The sequence below is a fragment of the Lactiplantibacillus plajomi genome, assembly GCF_005405405.1.
Classification (GTDB): domain Bacteria; phylum Bacillota; class Bacilli; order Lactobacillales; family Lactobacillaceae; genus Lactiplantibacillus; species Lactiplantibacillus plajomi.
Genome location: NZ_BJDZ01000007.1, coordinates 1 through 19,482 on the forward strand (window position 1 = coordinate 1; position 19,482 = coordinate 19,482).

General features: G+C 49.7%; 18 protein-coding genes. 6 read left to right on the forward strand and 12 right to left on the reverse strand.

Annotated elements, in window-relative coordinates:
* Positions 1–124: 124 nt before the first annotated feature.
* Together FFM82_RS03780 and FFM82_RS03785 are read right to left on the reverse strand one after the other, a co-directional pair.
* Positions 125–1,096: a GMP reductase gene (locus tag FFM82_RS03780; RefSeq protein ID WP_170178211.1), complete on the reverse strand. Its 972-nt coding sequence runs from the start codon at positions 1,094–1,096 to the stop codon at positions 125–127.
* Between the two features lie 23 nt (positions 1,097–1,119).
* Positions 1,120–2,409, reverse strand: coding sequence for an adenylosuccinate synthase (locus tag FFM82_RS03785; RefSeq protein ID WP_137644543.1), 1,290 nt, complete (start codon positions 2,407–2,409; stop codon positions 1,120–1,122).
* Between the two features lie 327 nt (positions 2,410–2,736).
* Here FFM82_RS03785 and purB point away from each other — a divergent pair, with 327 nt between their 5' ends.
* Complete coding sequence (purB, locus tag FFM82_RS03790) at positions 2,737–4,035, forward strand: adenylosuccinate lyase (protein WP_137644544.1); 1,299 nt, start codon at positions 2,737–2,739, stop codon at positions 4,033–4,035.
* 67 nt (positions 4,036–4,102) lie between these two features.
* On the opposite strand, the gene FFM82_RS03795 is transcribed toward purB, so the two are convergent.
* The 3 genes from FFM82_RS03795 to FFM82_RS03805 form a co-directional block, all read right to left on the reverse strand.
* Positions 4,103–5,437, reverse strand: coding sequence for a dihydrolipoyl dehydrogenase family protein (locus tag FFM82_RS03795; RefSeq protein ID WP_137644545.1), 1,335 nt, complete (start codon positions 5,435–5,437; stop codon positions 4,103–4,105).
* Between the two features lie 875 nt (positions 5,438–6,312).
* Complete coding sequence (locus tag FFM82_RS03800; protein WP_137644546.1) at positions 6,313–6,645, reverse strand: hypothetical protein; 333 nt, start codon at positions 6,643–6,645, stop codon at positions 6,313–6,315.
* A gap of 474 nt (positions 6,646–7,119) precedes the next feature.
* Entirely contained in the window at positions 7,120–7,578 is a 459-nt protein-coding gene (locus tag FFM82_RS03805; protein WP_137644547.1) for a nitroreductase family protein, read from the reverse strand.
* 145 nt (positions 7,579–7,723) lie between these two features.
* On the opposite strand from FFM82_RS03805, the gene FFM82_RS03810 reads away from it, so the two are divergent.
* Positions 7,724–8,842, forward strand: a complete 1,119-nt coding sequence (locus FFM82_RS03810; RefSeq protein ID WP_137644548.1) for a glycerate kinase family protein — start codon at positions 7,724–7,726, stop codon at positions 8,840–8,842.
* 50 nt (positions 8,843–8,892) lie between these two features.
* Here FFM82_RS03810 and FFM82_RS03815 read toward each other — a convergent pair whose 3' ends face one another.
* The 3 genes from FFM82_RS03815 to FFM82_RS03825 all read right to left on the reverse strand — a co-directional run bounded on the left by FFM82_RS03815 (position 8,893) and on the right by FFM82_RS03825 (position 11,911).
* On the reverse strand, positions 8,893–9,831 hold the full coding sequence (locus FFM82_RS03815; protein ID WP_137644549.1) for an alpha/beta hydrolase: 939 nt from the start codon (positions 9,829–9,831) through the stop codon (positions 8,893–8,895).
* Positions 9,832–10,141: 310 nt separating this feature from the next.
* Positions 10,142–10,768, reverse strand: coding sequence for a DUF3862 domain-containing protein (locus tag FFM82_RS03820; protein ID WP_170178199.1), 627 nt, complete (start codon positions 10,766–10,768; stop codon positions 10,142–10,144).
* Positions 10,769–11,212: 444 nt separating this feature from the next.
* On the reverse strand, positions 11,213–11,911 hold the full coding sequence (locus tag FFM82_RS03825; protein WP_137644551.1) for a zinc metallopeptidase: 699 nt from the start codon (positions 11,909–11,911) through the stop codon (positions 11,213–11,215).
* Between the two features lie 171 nt (positions 11,912–12,082).
* Between FFM82_RS03825 and FFM82_RS13510 the strand changes: the two genes are divergently transcribed.
* Complete coding sequence (locus FFM82_RS13510) at positions 12,083–12,250, forward strand: hypothetical protein (RefSeq protein WP_170178200.1); 168 nt, start codon at positions 12,083–12,085, stop codon at positions 12,248–12,250.
* Between the two features lie 99 nt (positions 12,251–12,349).
* Here FFM82_RS13510 and FFM82_RS03830 read toward each other — a convergent pair whose 3' ends face one another.
* The 4 genes from FFM82_RS03830 to FFM82_RS03845 form a co-directional block, all read right to left on the reverse strand.
* Positions 12,350–13,915: a PucR family transcriptional regulator gene (locus FFM82_RS03830; RefSeq protein ID WP_137644552.1), complete on the reverse strand. Its 1,566-nt coding sequence runs from the start codon at positions 13,913–13,915 to the stop codon at positions 12,350–12,352.
* Between the two features lie 141 nt (positions 13,916–14,056).
* Positions 14,057–14,707 (reverse strand): nitroreductase family protein, encoded by a 651-nt coding sequence (locus FFM82_RS03835; protein ID WP_137644553.1) that lies wholly within the window; start codon positions 14,705–14,707, stop codon positions 14,057–14,059.
* A 29-nt stretch (positions 14,708–14,736) separates the two neighbouring features.
* Positions 14,737–15,582, reverse strand: coding sequence for an acetoacetate decarboxylase family protein (locus FFM82_RS03840; RefSeq protein ID WP_137644554.1), 846 nt, complete (start codon positions 15,580–15,582; stop codon positions 14,737–14,739).
* Between the two features lie 30 nt (positions 15,583–15,612).
* A complete protein-coding gene (locus FFM82_RS03845) occupies positions 15,613–16,473 on the reverse strand; it encodes an SDR family NAD(P)-dependent oxidoreductase (protein ID WP_137644555.1) in 861 nt (286 codons plus the stop codon).
* Between the two features lie 544 nt (positions 16,474–17,017).
* Between FFM82_RS03845 and FFM82_RS03850 the strand changes: the two genes are divergently transcribed.
* The 3 genes from FFM82_RS03850 to FFM82_RS03860 all read left to right on the forward strand — a co-directional run bounded on the left by FFM82_RS03850 (position 17,018) and on the right by FFM82_RS03860 (position 19,167).
* Positions 17,018–17,857 (forward strand): DegV family protein, encoded by an 840-nt coding sequence (locus FFM82_RS03850; RefSeq protein ID WP_137644556.1) that lies wholly within the window; start codon positions 17,018–17,020, stop codon positions 17,855–17,857.
* A gap of 176 nt (positions 17,858–18,033) precedes the next feature.
* On the forward strand, positions 18,034–18,762 hold the full coding sequence (locus tag FFM82_RS03855; protein WP_137644557.1) for an LrgB family protein: 729 nt from the start codon (positions 18,034–18,036) through the stop codon (positions 18,760–18,762).
* Between the two features lie 9 nt (positions 18,763–18,771).
* On the forward strand, positions 18,772–19,167 hold the full coding sequence (locus FFM82_RS03860) for a CidA/LrgA family protein (protein WP_137644558.1): 396 nt from the start codon (positions 18,772–18,774) through the stop codon (positions 19,165–19,167).
* The last annotated feature ends 315 nt before the right edge of the window (positions 19,168–19,482 follow it).

The following is a 19,482-nucleotide window of genomic DNA, read 5'->3' on the forward strand; positions in this document are numbered from 1 at the left end:
AGAAACGGCTCCACCGCGAAAGAATATCGCGATAAAGCCGCTTAAGTTACGTCCGAGAATTATATTATTTCACCTGTCAACTTGACAGGGACTAGTACAGTTTTCCAGCTCGGCGCCCTTTATATTAATCACCGTTATAAATTGAGTTTTTAACGACCACGTAGTCACATTTCGTGATGGCGGCGAGGTCGCGCCCACCCGCGTAAGAGATTGAAGACTGCAGGTCTTCTTGCATTTCGTTGAGCGTGTCAGCGAGGTGACCACGGTAGGGAACCAACATTTGTTTGCCCTCGACGTTTTTATGTTCGCCCTTTTGGGTTTCGCTGGCCGAACCGTAGTACTGCTTGTAAGTTTTACCGTCAATTTTTAACAGGTTACCAGGTGATTCCTGATGACCGGCTAACATGGAACCAATCATGACCATTGTGGCGCCGAAGCGAATCGACTTGGCGATGTCGCCGTTAGTCCGGACGCCACCGTCCGCGATGATCGGCTTGCGGGCGGCCTTGGCACACCAGCGCACGGCCGCTAATTGCCAGCCGCCGGTCCCAAAACCGGTCTTGATCTTCGTAATGCAGGCTTTCCCAGGACCAACGCCGACCTTGGTAGCATCGGCACCGGCGTTTTCCAAGTCGCGTACGGCGGCCGGGGTCGCCACGTTACCGGCAATCACGAATGTTGCTGGCAAGACGTCTTTAATGTGCTTGATCATGGCAATGACGCTATCGGCGTGGCCGTGGGCGATGTCGATCGTCACGTATTCCGGTACGACGTTATTCATTGCGAGTTCGTCGATGAAATCGTACTCGGACGGCTTTACGCCAACGGAAATCGAAGCGAATAGGTCATCGGCGTGCATCGCTTCGATGAATTGCCGCCGCGTTTGCGGTTCAAAGCGGTGCATGATGTAGAAGTAGTCGTTGCTGGCGAGCCACTTAGCGAGTGGTTCGTTGATGACGGTCGCCATGTTCGCGGGGACGACCGGAATCTTGAAGCGCCGCTCACCTAGTACCACGGTGGTGTCGGCTTCGGCACGACTATTAATGACACATTTGTTTGGAATCAGTTGAATATCTTCGTAATCAAAAATCTCCATAGCCATGGTAAAACCCCTTTTAGTTAGTTCCAGATGTCGTGGTCAATGACGTTGGTTTGGTCGCGGTCGGGACCGACGGAGAAGGTGGCGATTTTGACGCCAACGAGTTCTTCGATGCGCTTCAAGTAGTTTTGCGCGTTGACTGGTAAGTCGGCCAAGTTCTTAATGCCGGTAATGTCTTCGTCCCAACCAGGGAGTTCGTCATAAATTGGCTTGCAAGCTTCCAATTCTTTCAAGCTAGCTGGGTAGTGGTAAATCGTTTCGCCGTTTAAGTCGTAAGCGGTACAAATCTTGATCGTTTTAATACCAGTCAAAACGTCTAGGCAGTTCAAACTTAAGTGGGTTAGGCCGGAAACCCGCTTGGCATGGCGTAACACAACGCTATCAAACCAACCGATTCGGCGTGGCCGCTTCGTCACGGTACCGTATTCGTGGGCCGTTTCACGGATGAAATCACCGACTTCATCAAAGAGTTCGGTTGGGAACGGACCGTCACCAACACGGGACGTGTAAGCTTTAAGGACGCCAACACAGTTATCAATCTTGGAAGGGCCGACACCACTACCAATCGTTACACCACCCGCAACCGGGTTAGAGGAGGTCACGTAAGGGTAAGTCCCCTGGTCGATATCGAGCATGACACCCTGAGCACCTTCAAAGAGGACCCGTTTACCAGCGTCCAACGCGTCGTTGATGACCACCGACGTGTCGGTTACGAACGGCTTGAGTTGTTGGCCGTAGTTGTAGTATTCGTCAAAAATATCGTCGAATTTAAGTGGCTCTAAATCGTAAAGTTTCGTAATAATTTGGTTCTTTTCCGCTAAGTTGCGTTTTAGGACCGCGGCAAAAGTATCCTTATCTAATAAGTCCGCGACCCGAACACCAATCCGTTCGGCTTTGTCCATGTAGGCCGGACCAATCCCTTTGTTGGTTGTCCCGATTTTACCGCTAGCCTTAGCCTTTTCTTGCGCACCGTCGAGGACGATGTGGTAAGGCAGGATCACGTGGGCCCGGTTAGAAATCCGCAGGTTATCCGGGTTAACGCCGTTATCACGCAAGTATTGTAATTCTTCAACTAAGGATCTCGGGTTTAATACCACACCGTTACCGATGACCGCTAACTTATCGTGGAAGAAAATCCCCGATGGAATCAGCCGTAATTTAAAAGTCTTACCATTAAATACGATGGTGTGGCCGGCGTTATCGCCGCCTTGGTAACGTGATACCACATCTGCTTCCTGACTTAAAAAGTCCGTGATCTTTCCTTTACCTTCATCGCCCCATTGGCTACCTACTACTACGACTGATGCCATATTTTTCCACCTCATTAAAAAGTTTAAATTATGAATGTTTAACAGCTGGGCGTAGGAGAATGTTCACCACGCCACCACGAAAGAGTATAGCAATTTTTATATTAAAACGCAACTTAAAATCCGAATGTTCTTGTTTTGCTATCTTTTAATTGTTCATGGTTAGTGTAAGAAGGCTGAAAATAAAGCGATTAAATTATTTTTAATCTGAAAAACAATGAAAAGGCGGTCTGATTTTTCATTGTTCGTGGCTACCAATTGTTAGGCCGGTATGTTATAATAATGTTCGTGTTTTGTTAGTGAATAAGTGAAAAGAAATGAGGATTAGCAATGATTGATCGTTATACGCGCCCTGAAATGGGGAAAGTATGGTCGCTAGAAAATCAATATCAAGCTTGGTTGGAAGTTGAAATTGCGGCGGATGAAGCCTGGGCCGAACTCGGTAAGATTCCGGCCGCCGACGTCGCTAAGATTCGGGACAACGCTAAATTTAACGTTGACCGCATCGCCGAAATCGAAGCCGTGACCCATCATGACGTGGTCGCCTTTACCCGGGACGTTTCCGAATCGCTCGGGGACGAACGGAAATGGGTGCACTACGGGTTAACTAGTACTGACGTGGTCGACACGGCTCAGGGGTACCGCTTGAAGCAGGCGAACGCGATCATTCGCGAAGACTTGCAAACTCTACGCACGACGCTAGCACAACAGGCTAAAAAATATAAATACACGGTTGAAATGGGCCGGACCCACGGGGTTCACGCCGAACCGACGACCTTTGGGTTAAAGCTCGCCCGTTGGTATTCGGAAATTAACCGCAACATCGAACGCTTCGACCACGCCGCAGCCGGCGTTGAAGCGGGGAAGATCAGTGGGGCAGTCGGCACGTTCGCCAACATTCCACCGTTTGTTGAAAAATTCGTCTGTGATAAGCTTGGGATTCGCGCCCAGGAAATTTCAACGCAGGTCCTACCACGGGATTTACACGCTGAATACATTGCGACAATTGCTTTAATTGCCACCAGCGTGGAAGTCATTGCAACTGAAATTCGCGGCTTACAAAAATCCGAAACCCACGAAGTTGAAGAATTATTCAATAAGGGGCAAAAGGGTTCCTCGGCGATGCCGCATAAGCGTAACCCAATCGGTTCAGAAAACGTCACCGGGTTAGCCCGCGTCTTGCGCGGTCACATGATGACGGCTTATGAAGACGTGCCACTATGGCATGAACGGGACATCTCGCATTCTTCCGCCGAACGGATCATCTTACCAGATTCGACCATTCTGATCGATTACATCCTGACGCGGATCAACAAGATCGTTGCAACGTTAACGGTCTTCCCCGAACGGATGAAGCACAACATGGACGCCACGTACGGCTTGATTTACAGCCAACGGGTCCTCTTGAAACTTATCGATACCGGCATGTCCCGCGAAGCGGCTTACGACCTCGTCCAACCGTTGACGGCAAAGGCTTGGGACGAACAGTTGCACTTCAAACCGTTAGTTGAAGGCAACGCCGAAATTCGTGAGCATTTAGACCAAGCGGCCATCGACGACGCGTTCGATTACCATTACCACCTACGCCACGTTGACGACATCTTCAAGCGCCTTGGCTTAGACGACTAAATAAAGTAAATAAAAATCTGACGACCAGTTTTGACTGATCGTCAGATTTTTTGTGCTGTTTTATGATTTAAGCACGGTGCCAAGCAGCGTAACCGATTGATGGGAAGAGGCCGATTAAGCGACCGACCTGTTCACGGCTCATCTTAAATTCAATGGCGGGCAAGAGGGCGTTAACGGCATCTTCGGCCTGGTCGCTCATTTCAGTAACCCCAACTAAGTGGCCGTCCTGGTCGTGTACCTGTTTACTGTAAGCGAGCGGTTCCTTATCGATTTGATAATACCAGTAATCCGCTAAGTCGGTTTCAGCGACCGGCAGCCCCCGTTGTTCGGCTGCTTCTACACTCACACCGGCCTGGGCGATCCGCGGGGACGTAAAGACCACCGTTGGAATGACCGGAAAATCAATCGGGGCGTCACTTTGACCGGAGAAACGCTGCATTAAATATTTTGATTCAAAGTAGGCCGCTGGGGTCACTTTGGGCTGGTCACTTTTGATTACGTCGCCGGATGCGTAAATATTGGGCACGTTAGTTTGTAAGTAGTCGTTGACGTGCACACCGGCTTCGTCGTACGCCACGCCGACTTGTTCCAAGCCGAGGCCGTCTAAGTTAGGAATCCGGCCAGTCGCGTCTAAAATCCAGTCGGTTGGTAACTGTTCGTCATCGTTGTAGTGCACGAGTAAGTTCGCACCGTCGTCTTCAAACGCCTGGACCGTCGCGTTGTAAATAAAAGTGACGCCGCGTTTTTCGAGGTCGGCGACCACCTGCTTAACGAACGGCTGGTGGAATTTCCGTAATACCTGATCGCCGCGCACGATCACCGTGACTTTGGCACCGGCCTCGTTCGCCATCGTTGCAAACTCCATGCCGATGTAGCCGCCACCAATAATCGTCAGGTGCTTTGGTAACTGGGCTAAGTTCAAAAAGTCCTCACTATCATGGGCTAATTCCGTACCGGGAATCGCTAACCGGTGGGGCTTTAGACCGGTCGCAATCACGATATTTTCAGCCGTCACGTCGCGCTTGCCATCCACCGTCACGGTATGGGAGTTTTTAAACTGGGCGTGGCCCTTGATAATCGTGGCCCCCGCGTTTTCCAACTTCGCCGTCAAACCAGTTGGCAACGGGTCGATAATCTCCTGCTTATGCGCCACGTTAGCCGACCAATTAATCGTTGGGTGGTGGTGCAACACCTCACCTAAGCGGGCACCCTCACGGCTCATCTTGACCGCTTCGTCCAACGTGATTTTGGCATTACAGCCACGGTTCGGACAAGTCCCACCAATCAAGCCGCTCTCAATCACACCGACCGACACCCCGGTTGCCGCTAACGGCGCCGCGCCGTCAAACGTCCCGTGTCCCGTACCGATGTATAAAACGTCAAAATCATAATTAGTTGCCATCTGTGGTTCCTCCTGTAAATGACTTGGTATCTAAAGCATAACGATTTTTATTTAAGCTTACAATCGATTTGATTTGTGAATTAACTAGGCGGGGCACGATTTAAATTTCTTCGATGTGAATTGGTGTGAAAACTCGTTGCCAACAACATTAAGTCGTGTTTTAGACTTAGCGTTACTAAACCGAATAAAGATAATACTTTATTAAATAAGTCCTGCTCAATTCCAAGTTAGCAATACCTTGCCAGCCCTCCGGTCAGCGGGAATCAGTCCGGAACGCGGTGTCCACGGGGTTAAGCCCGAAGTTCAGGTCTTAACCACCGGGCTTTCACTAACTCGCCAAAAGACGGCGACCAAGTGAAATTTCACCGCTAGGACCGTTCCCACTTTCCCTGCAGGCTTGAACTGGTCGTTGGCGGGCGGTAGGGGATAAAAAATAAAGTACGTTTTAGCCCTCTTTTGCCTTTAAAAAAATCTAGGAGCGTGTTAAATAGTTTGTGTAAACGTGCCTTAGTATGATTTTTGTTTTACCCAGGCTATTCAAACATTGAATCCAGTATATCTTGGCAACTAACGAAGCCATGATGACTACGTCTGCCGTTCCGCTCGTTATAGTTTAAGCACTGTGTAACGGTAAATCGGGTTAACGAGTCTTCATTGACAAAACGAGAGTTCCAACATTTCTCTACTTTTGAGAAGCGTTGGAACTCTCGTTTTGTGTTAAAGGTAACCGATAGAGAACAAAGTAATCACTCATAGCAGCTGTATTTAGCTTGAATTTCAATCTTCGATTTATCCAGGACCAAAATACGATCAACATCCGAATTTTTAAAAAATAGCTCAAAACGATTAGAGACAAGTTATTAAAGAATGGACGCTTAATTTAATCCTTTTAAGAAAGAAATGACTCCGTTTATTGATTCTTCATTTAATTCCAATGCATCTAATTGATAAATCCTTTCTTGGAGAAAATTCCCCTTATAAAAGCGATGTTGTAGGCCGTTTTTTAGAATTAATGCTTGCGGATTCTGCTGCACAATATCATCGATATTTCCCGACGAGGTGTCTAGCTGTACATGCCAATCCATGGAGACTTCATCAAGTTTATTGTTCAATTTTTCTACAAACTGTTTTTCTTTTTTGTTAAAAATAACTACGGAATCAATTATAAATGGTAACCCTTGGTAGACCAAAATACAAACTCTTTTCATATTTAAGCATTCCTTTCGCTAACGCTCAGAGCACATTGTTATTTAGCTGTTTCTGATAGTTCTTCCGAAAACAATTTATCTAGTCCTTTTTATGAAAGATAACAGTGGTGGAACTGTTATCTGTTAACTTCAATTGAATATGGGGTTCGTGTACTTAAAATCACCGAACCGCGTCAACAACCACGTGGCCAGTTCATTGAATCTGACGCGTTATTAGCTATGGTGCTGTAATTGAGGTCCCGAAGCCCTTCGAAACATGGCTGTGAAATTGTTGTTGGTCGTCGTACTTTGACGACTTACAACAAGGCCGACTTGGGAGACAATTCGGGGTGTGAATTGGCTTCCGAGCGTGCCCACAGCCTTGCTTTCGTTCAGGCGGAGTGGACCGCTCTATTAGTGATATTTTAGATGAAGCTGGTTGTAAACAAAAAGCCACTCGGTTCGGAGTGACTTGGGTAAAAATAATAGCAGGATTTATTTAAGGGTTTCTTTTTGAATACGATCGGCCGGTAAGCTGCGTGGTGTGAAGGTTTCGTTGGTTTGGCCGACGGTGAGGGCGATTAATGGTTTGAAACCGGCGGGCAAGACGTCACCTGGAATTGAGCCGAGGCTGGCCATGTTATAGTTGGCACCTAAGCCGAGATCTTCGGCAGCCAGCGCCATGTTGTGGACGATGATGCCGGCAGAAACAGCTTCCATTGTGGTGGCGGCGTTTGCGGCGACGACGATGACGGTTGGCGCACCGTAAATGCCGTTAAGTTGGGCGAGGACGCTTTCCTTTTGGATGGCAACGATCCGGTAGTTTTCGAATTGGCCCATGCCAACGGCGCCGGCGTTACCAGCGTCGAAAATGGTTTGAAGTTGGTCGTCAGAAAGCTGACCAGTGTATTCACGAATTGCTTTTCGGGATTGAATCATTTTTAAAGTTTCCATGTAAAATACCCCCACAAATTAAGATTACTTCTATGATAACGGATTTTGAATCCGTTTGCATCATCGAAATGGCGCTAATGGCGATTGTTGTTAGGTAAAGGGACGATTATACTGAACGTAAGTGAAAGTTGAAAGAGGGATTGGGATGCACGCCTTAATAGCAATTGATTCATTTAAAAATTCGATGACCAGTATGCGGGCTAATCAGACGGTGGCGGACGCCTTTGCGCGGTACGGCATTACGGCGGAACGGGTAGCGATTGCTGATGGGGGTGAAGGGACGGTCGCCGCGTTTTTAGCCAACCAACCGGGTGGCCAACGAATCAGCGTGGCAACGGTGGACCCGGCTAACCGGCCAATTCAAGCGACGTACGGTTACTTTGAACAGCAGCGGTTGGCAGTAGTCGAAGTGGCGGCGGCTTCCGGCATTCAGTTTTTATCAGCCGGCTTAACGCCCGCGCAAACCAATACTTACGGTACTGGCTTGTTAATTAAGGCGGCGGTTGAACGCGGGGCGCAAAAAATCATTGTCGGACTTGGTGGTAGTGGTACCGTGGATGGCGGTGCCGGAATTTTGCGGGCACTCGGAGTTCGTTTTTATGATCAAGCTGATCAGCAATTAGAAATGGTTGGTGGTGATTTGAATCGGGTGGTCCGGGTCGACCGAAGCCGGTTAATGCCAGCGTTACAGCGCGTTCAACTGATTAGCGCCGCGGACGTGACGAATCCGTTAACCGGGCCACAAGGGGCCGCGGCGGTGTTCGGACCGCAAAAGGGGCTCGAACCGGCGAAAGTGGCGACTTACGATGCTGCTATGGCGACTTACATGCGGGTTGCGAGTGGTCAAGTCCGTGCCGTGGCAGCGGACGGTGCCGCCGGCGGAATCGGTTTTGCGTTGCGCGAATTTTTAGGCGCAACGGTCCGCTCGGGGTTTGAGCTGATTGCCGAATTAAGTGGACTGGATGCCCGAATTCAGAAAGCTGACTTGGTTGTTTCCGGTGAGGGTCAAGTGGATGATCAGAGCTTCATGGGGAAAGTGCCAATTCAAATCAGTCAGCGGGCACACCGCGCGGGGAAGAATTGTTACCTGTTCGTGGGCCGACAACAAGGTCGTAGTGCCGCCTTTGCCGCTCAGGGGGTGACCGCGGTGTTGCCAATTGTAGACCAGGTGATGGACTTAACCACCGCGCTGCAACGTGGGCCGGAAAACTTAAGCCGGGCGGCGGAACGGTTGGCCCAAGTGATTACGCAACCGGTTCAGTAATCAAAAACGGAACGGCGACTAGTTAATTTAGTCGCCGTTCCGTTTTAATTTTACTTTGATAAATATTGGTCTAAAAAGGCCGCTACGTGTTTTTGATAGTCAGCCGGGCCAATCCAGAAGCTTTCGGCGTGAGTGGCGTTAGGAACTTGCCACATCGCTTTGGGCCCGCCAGCTGCTTGGTAATTTTTCTTTAGCATCCAACTGGGGACGTAGACGTCCTTTTCACCGTGGATGAAAAAGATTGGTAGGCGGTTATGCCGCAACTGCTCAACGGAGCTGACATCGCTTAAGAAGTAGCCCATCCGGTGGCGGTTAATAAAACTAACGATCGGTACGAACGGGTATTTCGGCAAGTGGAACTGGCGCTTTAACAAGTAGGCCAGTTCTTCTTCAATGCTCGTGTAGCCGCAGTCGGCGATAATCGCCTTAACTTGGTCGGGTAATTCTTCACCGCTCATCATTTCCACGGTGGCGCCGCCCATGCTGACGCCGAAGAGGACGATGGTCGTGCGGGAACCGTTCTGCTTAATCACACTTTTGATCCAGCCTAGGTAGTCGCGGCGGTCCTGCCAGCCAAAGGAAATGTACTGACCGGCACTTTGACCGTGACCGCGGTCGTCGGGCAACAATACGTTATAGCCCATCTGGTTGAACATGTAGGCGTAGTTGGCCATCGTTTCGCCGTCACCCTTGTAACCGTGGGAAATGATGACGGTCCGGTCACTACTCGTTTTGGCGGGGACGTAGGTTGCCACCAAGCGGTTTTCATCATCGTTCACGTTTAAGTGCCAGGTTTGTAACGGTTGGCGGTGAAGCCAATCAACGTAGGACCAGTACGCGTCGGCGTATTTTTGTTTGTCGGCGGATGTCTCGGGGACGTAATCGACCCGTTTAAAAGCAAAGTTATACAATTTTTCGCTTGCAAGTAGCGTCGCTGAAAACAGGGCGAGTGGGGCGCCGGCAGCGGCGAGTAAGCGTCGTTTCTTCAAATCAATCACTCCTCAAATCTTACTGGTTCATGATACGCTTTGCGCAACGGCGAATGCAAGCGCCGGTAATTGGATAAAAAAAGCCATCGCATATGCGATGGTCGGAGTAGTTCATTTCGCCAGGTGGAGAGCCTAGCAAAACTGATTTTCATTAACTTTGGAGGAGTAAATGAAAAAGGTTTTGGTAGCCGGGTACGTTGCCTAGTTACCTTAATGTTAGTGTAGCACTTTAATCGTTAAAGTTGGAGTAAATATGACCCATATTGATCAAAATCGGTTGTCCTATAACAGTAGTGTCCCCCGGTCAAAATTAAAGGGCGCTGCGGGTCTTTTCTGCCAATTCGTTTTGATGGAAGACTAGCGTGATCGCTGTTTGCGGCTGGTCTTTGATCTGATTATAGGTTAAAACCTGAATGTTGCGGTGCTTGGTCGCCACGTTATTGACCGCGTTGGGTGGCCCCAGCTTCGTGACCACTTGGCTGTACGTCGTTCCCGGCTTCAACTTCGTGACCAGGTCGGTCGTCACGCGCGGGTTGGTCGCCAGCTTGGCCATCTGGTAAGACTTGGCGACGGCTAACCCGTCATGGAAGCTAATGGTGACAGTAGCACCGGCCAAACTCTTCGTTGTATTTTCCCAAATGTAGGTTTTCAGTGGCTGCTCGTAAGACGGAAACTTGGTTTCGGTCGTGCGGGTTGCTTTGCCAAAGAGTGCTTTGACCTGGGTCAGCGTGCTAGCGTAGTCGTTCTCGGTAACGGCGAGCTGAATTCGCTCAAAGTTAGCCCGACTGACCTGCACGGCCGGTTCATTGGATGTTTTCACTTGTTTAGTTGTGGTGCTTGGTTCGCGTTGAATGGCCGGCTGCGCCGTGGATTGGGTACACGCTGCTAGTAGTAACGTCAACGTGAGCCCGACTCCGATGGTCAGCGTTCGAAACATGATTAAATCCCCTAACGTATGTAAGACTGTTATTTTTAGAGAATACCATTGATTAAGGAAAATGTACATAGGGTGCCGGTTAGTTAAGGGGGACAACAAAAAACCACCGTATCGGGGAATACGGTGGAAAAAGGAGTAGGGTAGACACGTGATGGGGAGTCACGTGCCACTATGAATTTCATTACTTTGGAGGAGTAAATGAAAAATTTTAGGTTGTGTTATAGCGGATTGAGTTAACCTCAATTGCTATGATGTTATCATACCGAGTGGCTGTGAAGAATGTGTGAATGAACTGCTCGATTGGTTTGAAAAAAAGGCTAAGGAATTCTAAAAGCCATTGATGAGTGCGTGCCCAAGGTTGGCTGACCTTGGCTGCACGTTTTGGCTATGATTGTTTGGAAACGAAAGGGGCCGTGACTTTTGCCACGGCCCCTGGGTATCGATTTAATTATCGTCGCGGTTGCCACCGAATAAGATGATCAATCGGAGTAATTGTAAGAAGGTCGCTAAGGCAGCGGCAACGTAGGTCAACGCGGCGGCGGTCAACACCTTGCGAACCATCGGTACTTCGTCGCGGGTCAGGACCTGACCGTTGGCTAAAATCTGAAGTGCGCGTCTGGAAGCGTTGAATTCGACCGGCAGCGTCACGAGTTGGAAGAGTAACGCTAATGAGAATAATAGAATCCCGATGTGAATCAGCGTTTGGTTATAACTGAGTAGCACGCCAACGATGATGATTGGCAATGACAAGGTCGAGCCAAGGTTAGCTGCCGGAACGAGCGCCGTTCGTAAGCGCATTGGCCAGTAGTTGACGTGGTCCTGAACGGCGTGTCCGCATTCGTGGGCGGCAACGCCGATGGCCGCAACCGATGGTGAATCGGCGGTCGCTTCGGATAAGCTGAGCACCTTGGTCTGGCCATTGTAGTTATCGGTCAGATCACCGCTGATTTTTTGTACCCCAACGTTGTTAATGCCCGACTGTGCGAGAATGAAACGGGCCGCGTCACTGCCCGAATAGTTCGATTGACTTCGGTAAGCATCGTATTTTCGGAACGTGTGGTTGACGTAACCGGAAGCCGCCATTGAAATGACGATGCCGATGATGACCAAGAAATAAGTTGAATCAAAAAATGGGTAGAACAAAGCGATGCGCCTCCTACGGAAAATGATGTTAATCAGTATTTTAGCAGATTTAAGCGCAACTTACCAAGCTTGGACCGGTGGTAAGTGTTTTTTCTGTTAACTAACCAACTAGCTGTTTATAATGATGGTGTTCCAACGTCGCAGTGGTTTAAAAGTTAGGGGTAAGTAATAATGGAAGAAGCTTATCATACAATGACTTACGGTAATATCCCGTTAAAGTTAGATACCGGTAACGGCATGGTATTTCCGAAGGGGATTGAAATTTTGGCACGGGTCAATCAAGAAACTGGGGAAGTGACATTCTTCATTGACCGCAAAAATTTGGAACAGTTGAAGTAGCTAAAGAAGAAGTTGCGGCGCTAAATGGGCGTCACAACTTCTTTTGGGTTCCCGGACGATAATCGGCGAGACGGGTGCCAGCTCTTTTCATGGTTAGTTCTAATTAAATTCATCAGCGACGCCCTGCGTCTTGGCTGGTAGTGGGTCGTGAGCCGGAATTGGGGCTTGGGTGCTGTACTTATGGCTGATTAGGAATCGTTGCAACTTGAAGCTGGAAGCAAGTTTAAAGCAGGTTTCGGCGTCGTGCAAATCACATCCGGTTAACTTAGTAATGTGTTTCAACCGGTTTCTCAGCGTATTAGGGTGGACGTATAGGTCCTTCGCCGATTGGGTCAGGTTGCAAGTCGCCCGTAAGTAGCCGTCCAAGGTTTTGACTAGCGCCGTATTATTTTGGGCGTCGTAGGCTGCTAGTTCACGAAGCGCCGGGTTGAGGAAAAACGGCAAGATTTCGACGTGGTTGACCCGTTCGAGCGACAGGTTAAAGAATTGATCCTCACAAAAGATGACCCGGCCGCGGAGCGTTTGTAAGCGGGCCGTGCGGTTGCAAACTAGTGAGGCGGCAAAGGTGTCCTCGGGATTGACGTAGTGCTGAGAAATAATCAGGCGGCAGTCGGCTTTTCGGGTGACTTTGCTGAGGATCCTCCTGAACTTATCGCCGTTGTAATCGGCCAGGCTGAGCGAAATCAGGGCGAAGCATTGCTGACGAAAAACCGAGACTAACACCTGCTTAAAATGGGGTGTTAGCAAGTATTGTAGCCGTTGTTGCAAAATCATTGGCGCCTGGTCGGTCAGTGAATTGCACCGGACTAGCACCATGGCGGTCGGTAAAACGGCGTGTTGTTCGGCGAACTGGGCGGCAAAAGTTGAACTTTGGCGCTCGGTCAGTAGCATGTTAAGTAGTTCGTCACGTTGGGACTCGGTGGTCGGCATGATTTGATTTTTGACGACCGAGCCGGCAATGACTTGACCAATCGGATTGATCAGGCGGGCGTGTACGTCGTTAAGCGGTGTTTTGAGTGCGGCCATGACGAGGTAGCCGATTGGTTCTTGGCCGTTAGCTAGCGGTGTAATCAGCATTGGTTCGGCGGACAGGTTGTCCTTGGCGATGTAAACCTGGGTCAAGAAGTTGGGGTTATCGGGTGCAAAGCCGTGGTCGAGCAGCCAGCGGGCAATCTTATTGGTTTCGACCGCGGCGTGAATGCTGGCCCCGTTAATATCGGTGGTGTGTGACCGCGAAAGAATCTGGCCGTTTAAGTCGATAATCGCCATCGGGTTTTGGAGTAAGCTGACCGCGGCGGCTAAAGTTGTATCGAAATCGGCGGTAATCGCGTTAATGGCCAACGTGTTAACGGCCTGGAGTTGACCGGCCGGATTTAGGAGCGTTCCCAGGGTGGTTAATAGTTTGAGCAGTTGGTTTTGAACGGCAATCGTTGTGGCGAGGTGGTCGCCTAAGTTGACCGTCGCCACCGCTTGGTACTGGTGTTCCCAATAACTCAGGCGCACGTGGTGGTCGGTCGTAGTTAGGTACAGTTGGTGCGGTTGCGGGTCGAAGCTTGGACAGGCAAACACCGCGCGGGTGATGGTTGGGTCGCTGGTCAGTGCGGCTGGTGTCTTAGTCACGGCAAAACTCGCGGTTAGGTTCGTAAGTAATTGTGATAATTTCATATAAGCATCCCCCAATACTTAATTCTGGTCCACCTCGATAATAGAAAATGTAAGCGCTTTTGTAAAGTGGCTTTAGCCGAAAAAATCCCCGGAATCGTGACTGATCGGTTCCGGGGATTAAGGGTTAGTCGTGACGACTACCTAGAGAAATTCAGTTTGGGTTTTCGCATCGTAACGGGTGGTGTGAAGTGGTTCTTCATCAGCTTTCCCGATGGCGACGCCCATGATTGGCACGTAGCGCTTTGGGTCTAAGCCCAGGGTTGGAATCATGTGTTCGAAGTCGATACCGGAGAAGGCGTTGGCGTCGTAACCGTGAGCCCGCGCCATCAGTAATAGTTGCATGCCAACGATTGAGCAGTCGATGGTGGCGTCTAGGCGTAGGAAGTCCGGCGTTGCGTTTTCGTAAAGCGGTAAGAAGGTTCCTAAAATTTGGTCTAAGCGTTCCTTGGTAATGTTACCGGCTTTATAAACCTTGTTCCAAACGTCGCGGTAAACCAGGTGTGACTGGGTATCGCCGGCGATGAAGACGATGGCCGAAGCACTGTCTACTTGCGGATAGTTGAACTTCATAACGGCCTTCTTAAACTTTTCCTTGGCCTCGGGCGTATCAATCACCACGAAGTGCCAGGATTGCAAGTTGCAAGCTGACGGGGCGGTGGTGGCCTCGGCAATCATCGTTTGTAACTCGTCGCGCGAAATTTTAACGGATGGGTCGAACTTACGGACCGAGTGGCGGTTAAAGACGATATCGGAAAAATCATTGTTAACTAATTTTTTAGTGGTTTCTGACATAGTGCAGCCTTCCTTTCAAAAGTGAGTGGTTAGATTTTGTAAGCCGTGTCCTTCGGGTTGAAGAAACTGCGGTCGTAGCGGCCGGTCAGTAATTTTGGCATCGTGGCCGCCGTGTCAACGGTTTCGAGCTTTAAGGTATTGAACATGACCGACGTATCGAAGTGGAACCAAGCTGCGCCCAACGGCTTCAAGACTTTTAATTCGCCGAACGGATCGTCCGGCGTCGAATTCATTTCGATAGTCAACTTCCCGGGTTCAACTTGGTCGGCTAACGAACGCAACTGGGTCGCAACCAGTTGAACGTTGTTGAAGTGGTTGGTGCCGTCGTCGTGTTGATCAATATCGTATTTGTAGAAGAAACTGTTCATTTCGGCTTCTTTACCGAGTGCAAGTTGCCCAGCGAACTGTTTCATAATCGACGGGTCGTTTAGTTCGCCCTTTTCCCAGGAAACGTTCATCAGGGTTGCACCGTGACGAACCACCGTGGCGGTGGCGGTGTCATCGGTCCGGCGGAGGTCGATGCTGTCAGCAAGTTTCTTTGGAATCCCAGCACCTTCACGGCCGGCAATCACACCACTTTCAGCGCCAGGGCCGTGTAACAACAGGGTGATTGGGTAAGCACCCATCATTTTATCCTTATAGCTAACCAATGCGAAGATGCTTTGTTCGAGGTAGGGACCGCCAAAAGTTGGTTTGCCCATGTGGACGACGTAGCCACAAACCACTGGTGCCATTAACTTTAATGGTGCCGGAATCAAGCGTGCTAAGGCTTCCTGGTCGGTGGCGTAGGCGAAGCCGATCCCTTCTTGGTCGTTCATACTTGGAGAAGTTAAAAAGTTTTTAACGTCGTCGTTACTTACTACAAAACTAGCCATGATTGAACACTCCTTTTTTATGTTAAGTGACTACATGATCCCGTCCATGATGTGAACATCCGGCTTGCCGTCGGTGACAATCCGGTGAACCCGGTCCTGAATCAAGTTGTTGAATTCTGGGTGGGTCAGGATGTAGAAACGGTTGTCTTCCAACGCCTTAAAGACGGTGTCGGCAATTGTGTCGATCGGCATCCCGTTGGTGATTACGTACTTCGCGAATTGTTGACCCTTCAAGTAAGCTTCACTTTGATAGTACGGGTCGCTAGTATCGGTGTACTGCTTTGGCCGGTGGTTTTCAGTATGGTATAAGTCGGTTTGAACGAAGCCTGGGCACATGACGTGCATGTCGATGTCAGCGCCGGCCCGTTGTAAGTCGTAGGCGGTCGCTTCGGTCATGCCGACCGAGGCAAACTTGCTGGCGTGGTATGACGGCATCCCGGGGGTGTCGACCAGGCCGGCAATTGAAGCGACGTTCAAGATGTCGCCGTGGGTCTTTTGCTTCATCATAATTGGAATGACCCGTTTGATGGCGTAAACTTGGCTCATCAAGTTAATGTGCATGATCCATTCCCAGTCCCGGGTTGGTAATTCCCAAATCCGGCCGGGCAGTGCAATTCCGGCGTTATTGATCAGTAAATCGATGCGCCCGAACTTTGCAATGGTTTGGTCGATGGCGTCGTCGACGTTTTGCTCGACCGTGACGTCGGCCGTAATTTGCAGGGCTTCAACCCCGGCATCGGTTACTACCTGGTACGTCTTTTCCAACGCTGGTCCGTCGATGTCGACCATCGCAACTTTCATGCCGCGCTTAGCCGCGCCCTCAGCGATAACTTGACCGAAGCCGTGTGCGGCCCCGGTAATAAACATGACCTTATCTTTAAAATCTTTCATGATCCAACAACCTCCCATAAAAATAATGATGATAGATTGAGTTTTCTAAAAGATGTAACCGCTATCAACACCGCTTATGGTAAAGGTTGCGGCGTGGATTGGGAACTGGCAAAAGCTCCAATTTTGGACCCGTTGATTTGGAGGTTTTCCACATGGTCGTGGTGTAAGCGCTGCGCTAGAATAGTCTTTCCGGTATCAAAAAAACCTCCGTATCGGGGAATACGAAGGAAAAGGAAAGTAGATATTAGGAGTTGCACAACGCTCAACGTTTGGGGGAGTGAACGGGTGCAAACATTAAGGCTTGGGGGTTCCTTAATGTTGATGACCCTAGTATAACGGCCGGGCGTGAAGAAAGTGTGCCGAGAATGTCTTAAAAGTGCGTGGTTGCCGTGAAGAAACCACTGGCGGTTATAAAGTTTATAATGAATTGTTCACTGGGTTAACTGGTTGTTAAGTTGAAAACGTTGGTTTGGCGGGCGTCAGCCCGTTTTAATTTGAGACGATGCTATAATTATTGCCAAAATAAGTGAAAGCGGGATTTTTTATGGCAATTAAAATTGTGACGGATTCGGCGGTTCAACTGACCGCGACGGAAATTGAACGGTATGACATTCACGTGGTACCGCTGATGGTTGGCTTTGCCGGTGGATTGACGGCCGATACCCAAGTTGACCGGGCGGATTTCGCGCGGCAAATGACGGCAAGTGCCACGCTACCAACGACTAGCCAGCCCCCAATCGGTGACTTTGTTGCGATGTACGATACGCTCACTAAGGATGGCAGCCAGGTCTTGTCGCTGCACTTAACGGAGACCCTGAGTGGGACGGTTAATGCGGCTCGCCAAGCGGCTAAGTTGACCCAGGGCGACGTTACCGTCATCGATACCCAGGTGGCCGACCGCGGGATGGCGTTTCAAGTTTTGACCGCTGCGCGAATGGCGCGTTCCGGTGCGGCCATGGACGCAATTTTAGCTAAGCTCGCGGTGATTCGCGACCATACCAAAACGTATTTATTCGTGGATACGCTGGATAACCTCGTGAAGGGCGGTCGGGTCCCGAAGATTGCCGGCGTCGTCACGAACTTGATCAAATTGAAGTTTGTGTTTGAGTTGGTTGACGGTAAGTTGAAGTTTTACACCCGCGGGCGTGGTAAGAAGGCCTTGATCAAAGCCCAAGCCAAGATTTTAGCGGAACTGAGTGATGCCACCCGGGTCGAAGCGGCGGGGATTTCGTACGTGGGTGACCCGAGCGTTGCCGCCGAACCGGAAGCCCTATTACGCAAAGTGACGCCGCAAGCCGACGTACTCGTCGAGCGGACCAGCGCGGTCATCGCGACCCATGCCGGCATTGGCGCGTACGCACTGATGTTTTATACCGTTGATTAAGTTAACAGTAAATTAGTACTATTAAAAATAGCTTAGACATGTTATAATTAATAAGTAATATATTAGAGTCGTGTTGGCGCACTGTTCTGAGCCTAACCACCATGTAAATGATGACTAGACCCGGATGGGGCGTCTTTTTTGTTACCCTGAATGATTAAAAGAAAGTAGGAAACCGTTTGACTTATTTAGTAAATAACCCGTTTTTCGGGATCGGCCTGTCCGTCTTCGTGTACGGTATCGGCGAATACCTCTACCACAAAACGAAGCGTTTCGTCCTGTTTCAGCCGTTGTTTTTCGGTATGCTACTGGGGATGGGACTAATCGTGGTGATTGCTGCGGTGTTAAAGGCGCCGATTCAAAAAGTTTACGAGGCGTACCAAGTGGGTGGCGACTGGTTATTCTGGTTTGTCGCGCCGGCCACCGTGTCGTTTGCCGTTCCGTTATATAAACGCAATGATATTTTTAAAAAGCACTGGGACGTTATCTTAGTGGCATTATTTTTGGGGTTGCTGGTTTCATTGTTCGGTATTTACGCCGTGTCACAATTACTCGGGTTAACCGACGCCGCTTTAGGTGCCATGCTGGTGCAGGCCGCCACGACGGCCATCGCCTTACCAGTAGCGGAATCGGTCGGTGGCGACCAGGCGATTGCAGCCTTCGCCGTCATCCTGAACTCGGTGCTGATTTACGCCCTGGGGGACCACTTTATTCGCTGGTTCAAGTTGCATAAGAATCCGTTGGGTGCTGGACTGGGCTTCGGGATTGCCGGTAACGCCGTTGGGGCTACTAAAGCGATTGAAGTCGGCGAAGCCGCCGGTGCGACTGGCGCCATCGCCTTCGTTGTGGCCGGGATCCTAGTTAACTTTATGGTACCGGGCTTTGCAAGTTTGATTGGATTAGGTTAGGAGGAACTAATGAAAAAAGCGACGTTTGTGAAACAAATTATGATTTACGGGTTGATTCTATTTGCCAGTAGCTTGATTGCCCACTTGTCGGCCCAGCTTTTCCCGGCGTTTCCAATGCCGACAGCGCTGATTGGGATGGTTATGCTATACCTACTACTGACGTTTAAGGTGGTCAAGTTGGAGCAGGTTGAAGGGGTCAGTAACTTCTTCGTTCAGATTATGAGTTTGGTCTTCATCCCGTCTGGCGTGGCGTTGGTGACCAAGTTAGACGTATTGAAATCCGAGGGGCTGCAAATCATTCTGGTCGTTATGATCTCAACGCTGATGTTGTTGCTCGTGACGGCGGGCTTTGCGTGGGTACTGATTCAAGTGAAGGAATGGGTCGGTCGAAAAGCGACGCGTTAAAACGTGCTGGCGTTCTAGCTACTAGTGGGTAGCGGGCATGCCAGTCTGCTTTAACTCGGATGGTGCACCGGTCTGCTAAGTGGCGGGCCGGTGCGTTTTTGGACGGGAAATAAAAAAAGCCACCACATCAGCGGATGTAGTGGTCAAGGAGTAGGAAACACCAAAGTGGGGGCTTTGATGATCCCCATTCATAAGACTTGGGGGAGCCTATGAATGAAATAATTGTTAAATGACGTTATGGCAGCAACGCCACCAACAATCGTTAAAAACTAAAGAATATTAAGGACTGACAGCGAGTTCATCGCTTACTATCAA

Coding starts and splice junctions, on each gene's coding strand:
- FFM82_RS03780 (WP_170178211.1), bottom strand. CDS start 1,096: ATGGAGATTTTTGATTACGAAGATATTCAACTGATTCCAAACAAATGT.
- FFM82_RS03785 (WP_137644543.1), bottom strand. CDS start 2,409: ATGGCATCAGTCGTAGTAGTAGGTAGCCAATGGGGCGATGAAGGTAAA.
- purB (WP_137644544.1), top strand. CDS start 2,737: ATGATTGATCGTTATACGCGCCCTGAAATGGGGAAAGTATGGTCGCTA.
- FFM82_RS03795 (WP_137644545.1), bottom strand. CDS start 5,437: ATGGCAACTAATTATGATTTTGACGTTTTATACATCGGTACGGGACAC.
- FFM82_RS03800 (WP_137644546.1), bottom strand. CDS start 6,645: ATGAAAAGAGTTTGTATTTTGGTCTACCAAGGGTTACCATTTATAATT.
- FFM82_RS03805 (WP_137644547.1), bottom strand. CDS start 7,578: ATGGAAACTTTAAAAATGATTCAATCCCGAAAAGCAATTCGTGAATAC.
- FFM82_RS03810 (WP_137644548.1), top strand. CDS start 7,724: ATGCACGCCTTAATAGCAATTGATTCATTTAAAAATTCGATGACCAGT.
- FFM82_RS03820 (WP_170178199.1), bottom strand. CDS start 10,768: ATGTTTCGAACGCTGACCATCGGAGTCGGGCTCACGTTGACGTTACTA.
- FFM82_RS13510 (WP_170178200.1), top strand. CDS start 12,083: ATGGAAGAAGCTTATCATACAATGACTTACGGTAATATCCCGTTAAAG.
- FFM82_RS03830 (WP_137644552.1), bottom strand. CDS start 13,915: ATGAAATTATCACAATTACTTACGAACCTAACCGCGAGTTTTGCCGTG.
- FFM82_RS03835 (WP_137644553.1), bottom strand. CDS start 14,707: ATGTCAGAAACCACTAAAAAATTAGTTAACAATGATTTTTCCGATATC.
- FFM82_RS03840 (WP_137644554.1), bottom strand. CDS start 15,582: ATGGCTAGTTTTGTAGTAAGTAACGACGACGTTAAAAACTTTTTAACT.
- FFM82_RS03845 (WP_137644555.1), bottom strand. CDS start 16,473: ATGAAAGATTTTAAAGATAAGGTCATGTTTATTACCGGGGCCGCACAC.
- FFM82_RS03850 (WP_137644556.1), top strand. CDS start 17,018: ATGGCAATTAAAATTGTGACGGATTCGGCGGTTCAACTGACCGCGACG.
- FFM82_RS03860 (WP_137644558.1), top strand. CDS start 18,772: ATGAAAAAAGCGACGTTTGTGAAACAAATTATGATTTACGGGTTGATT.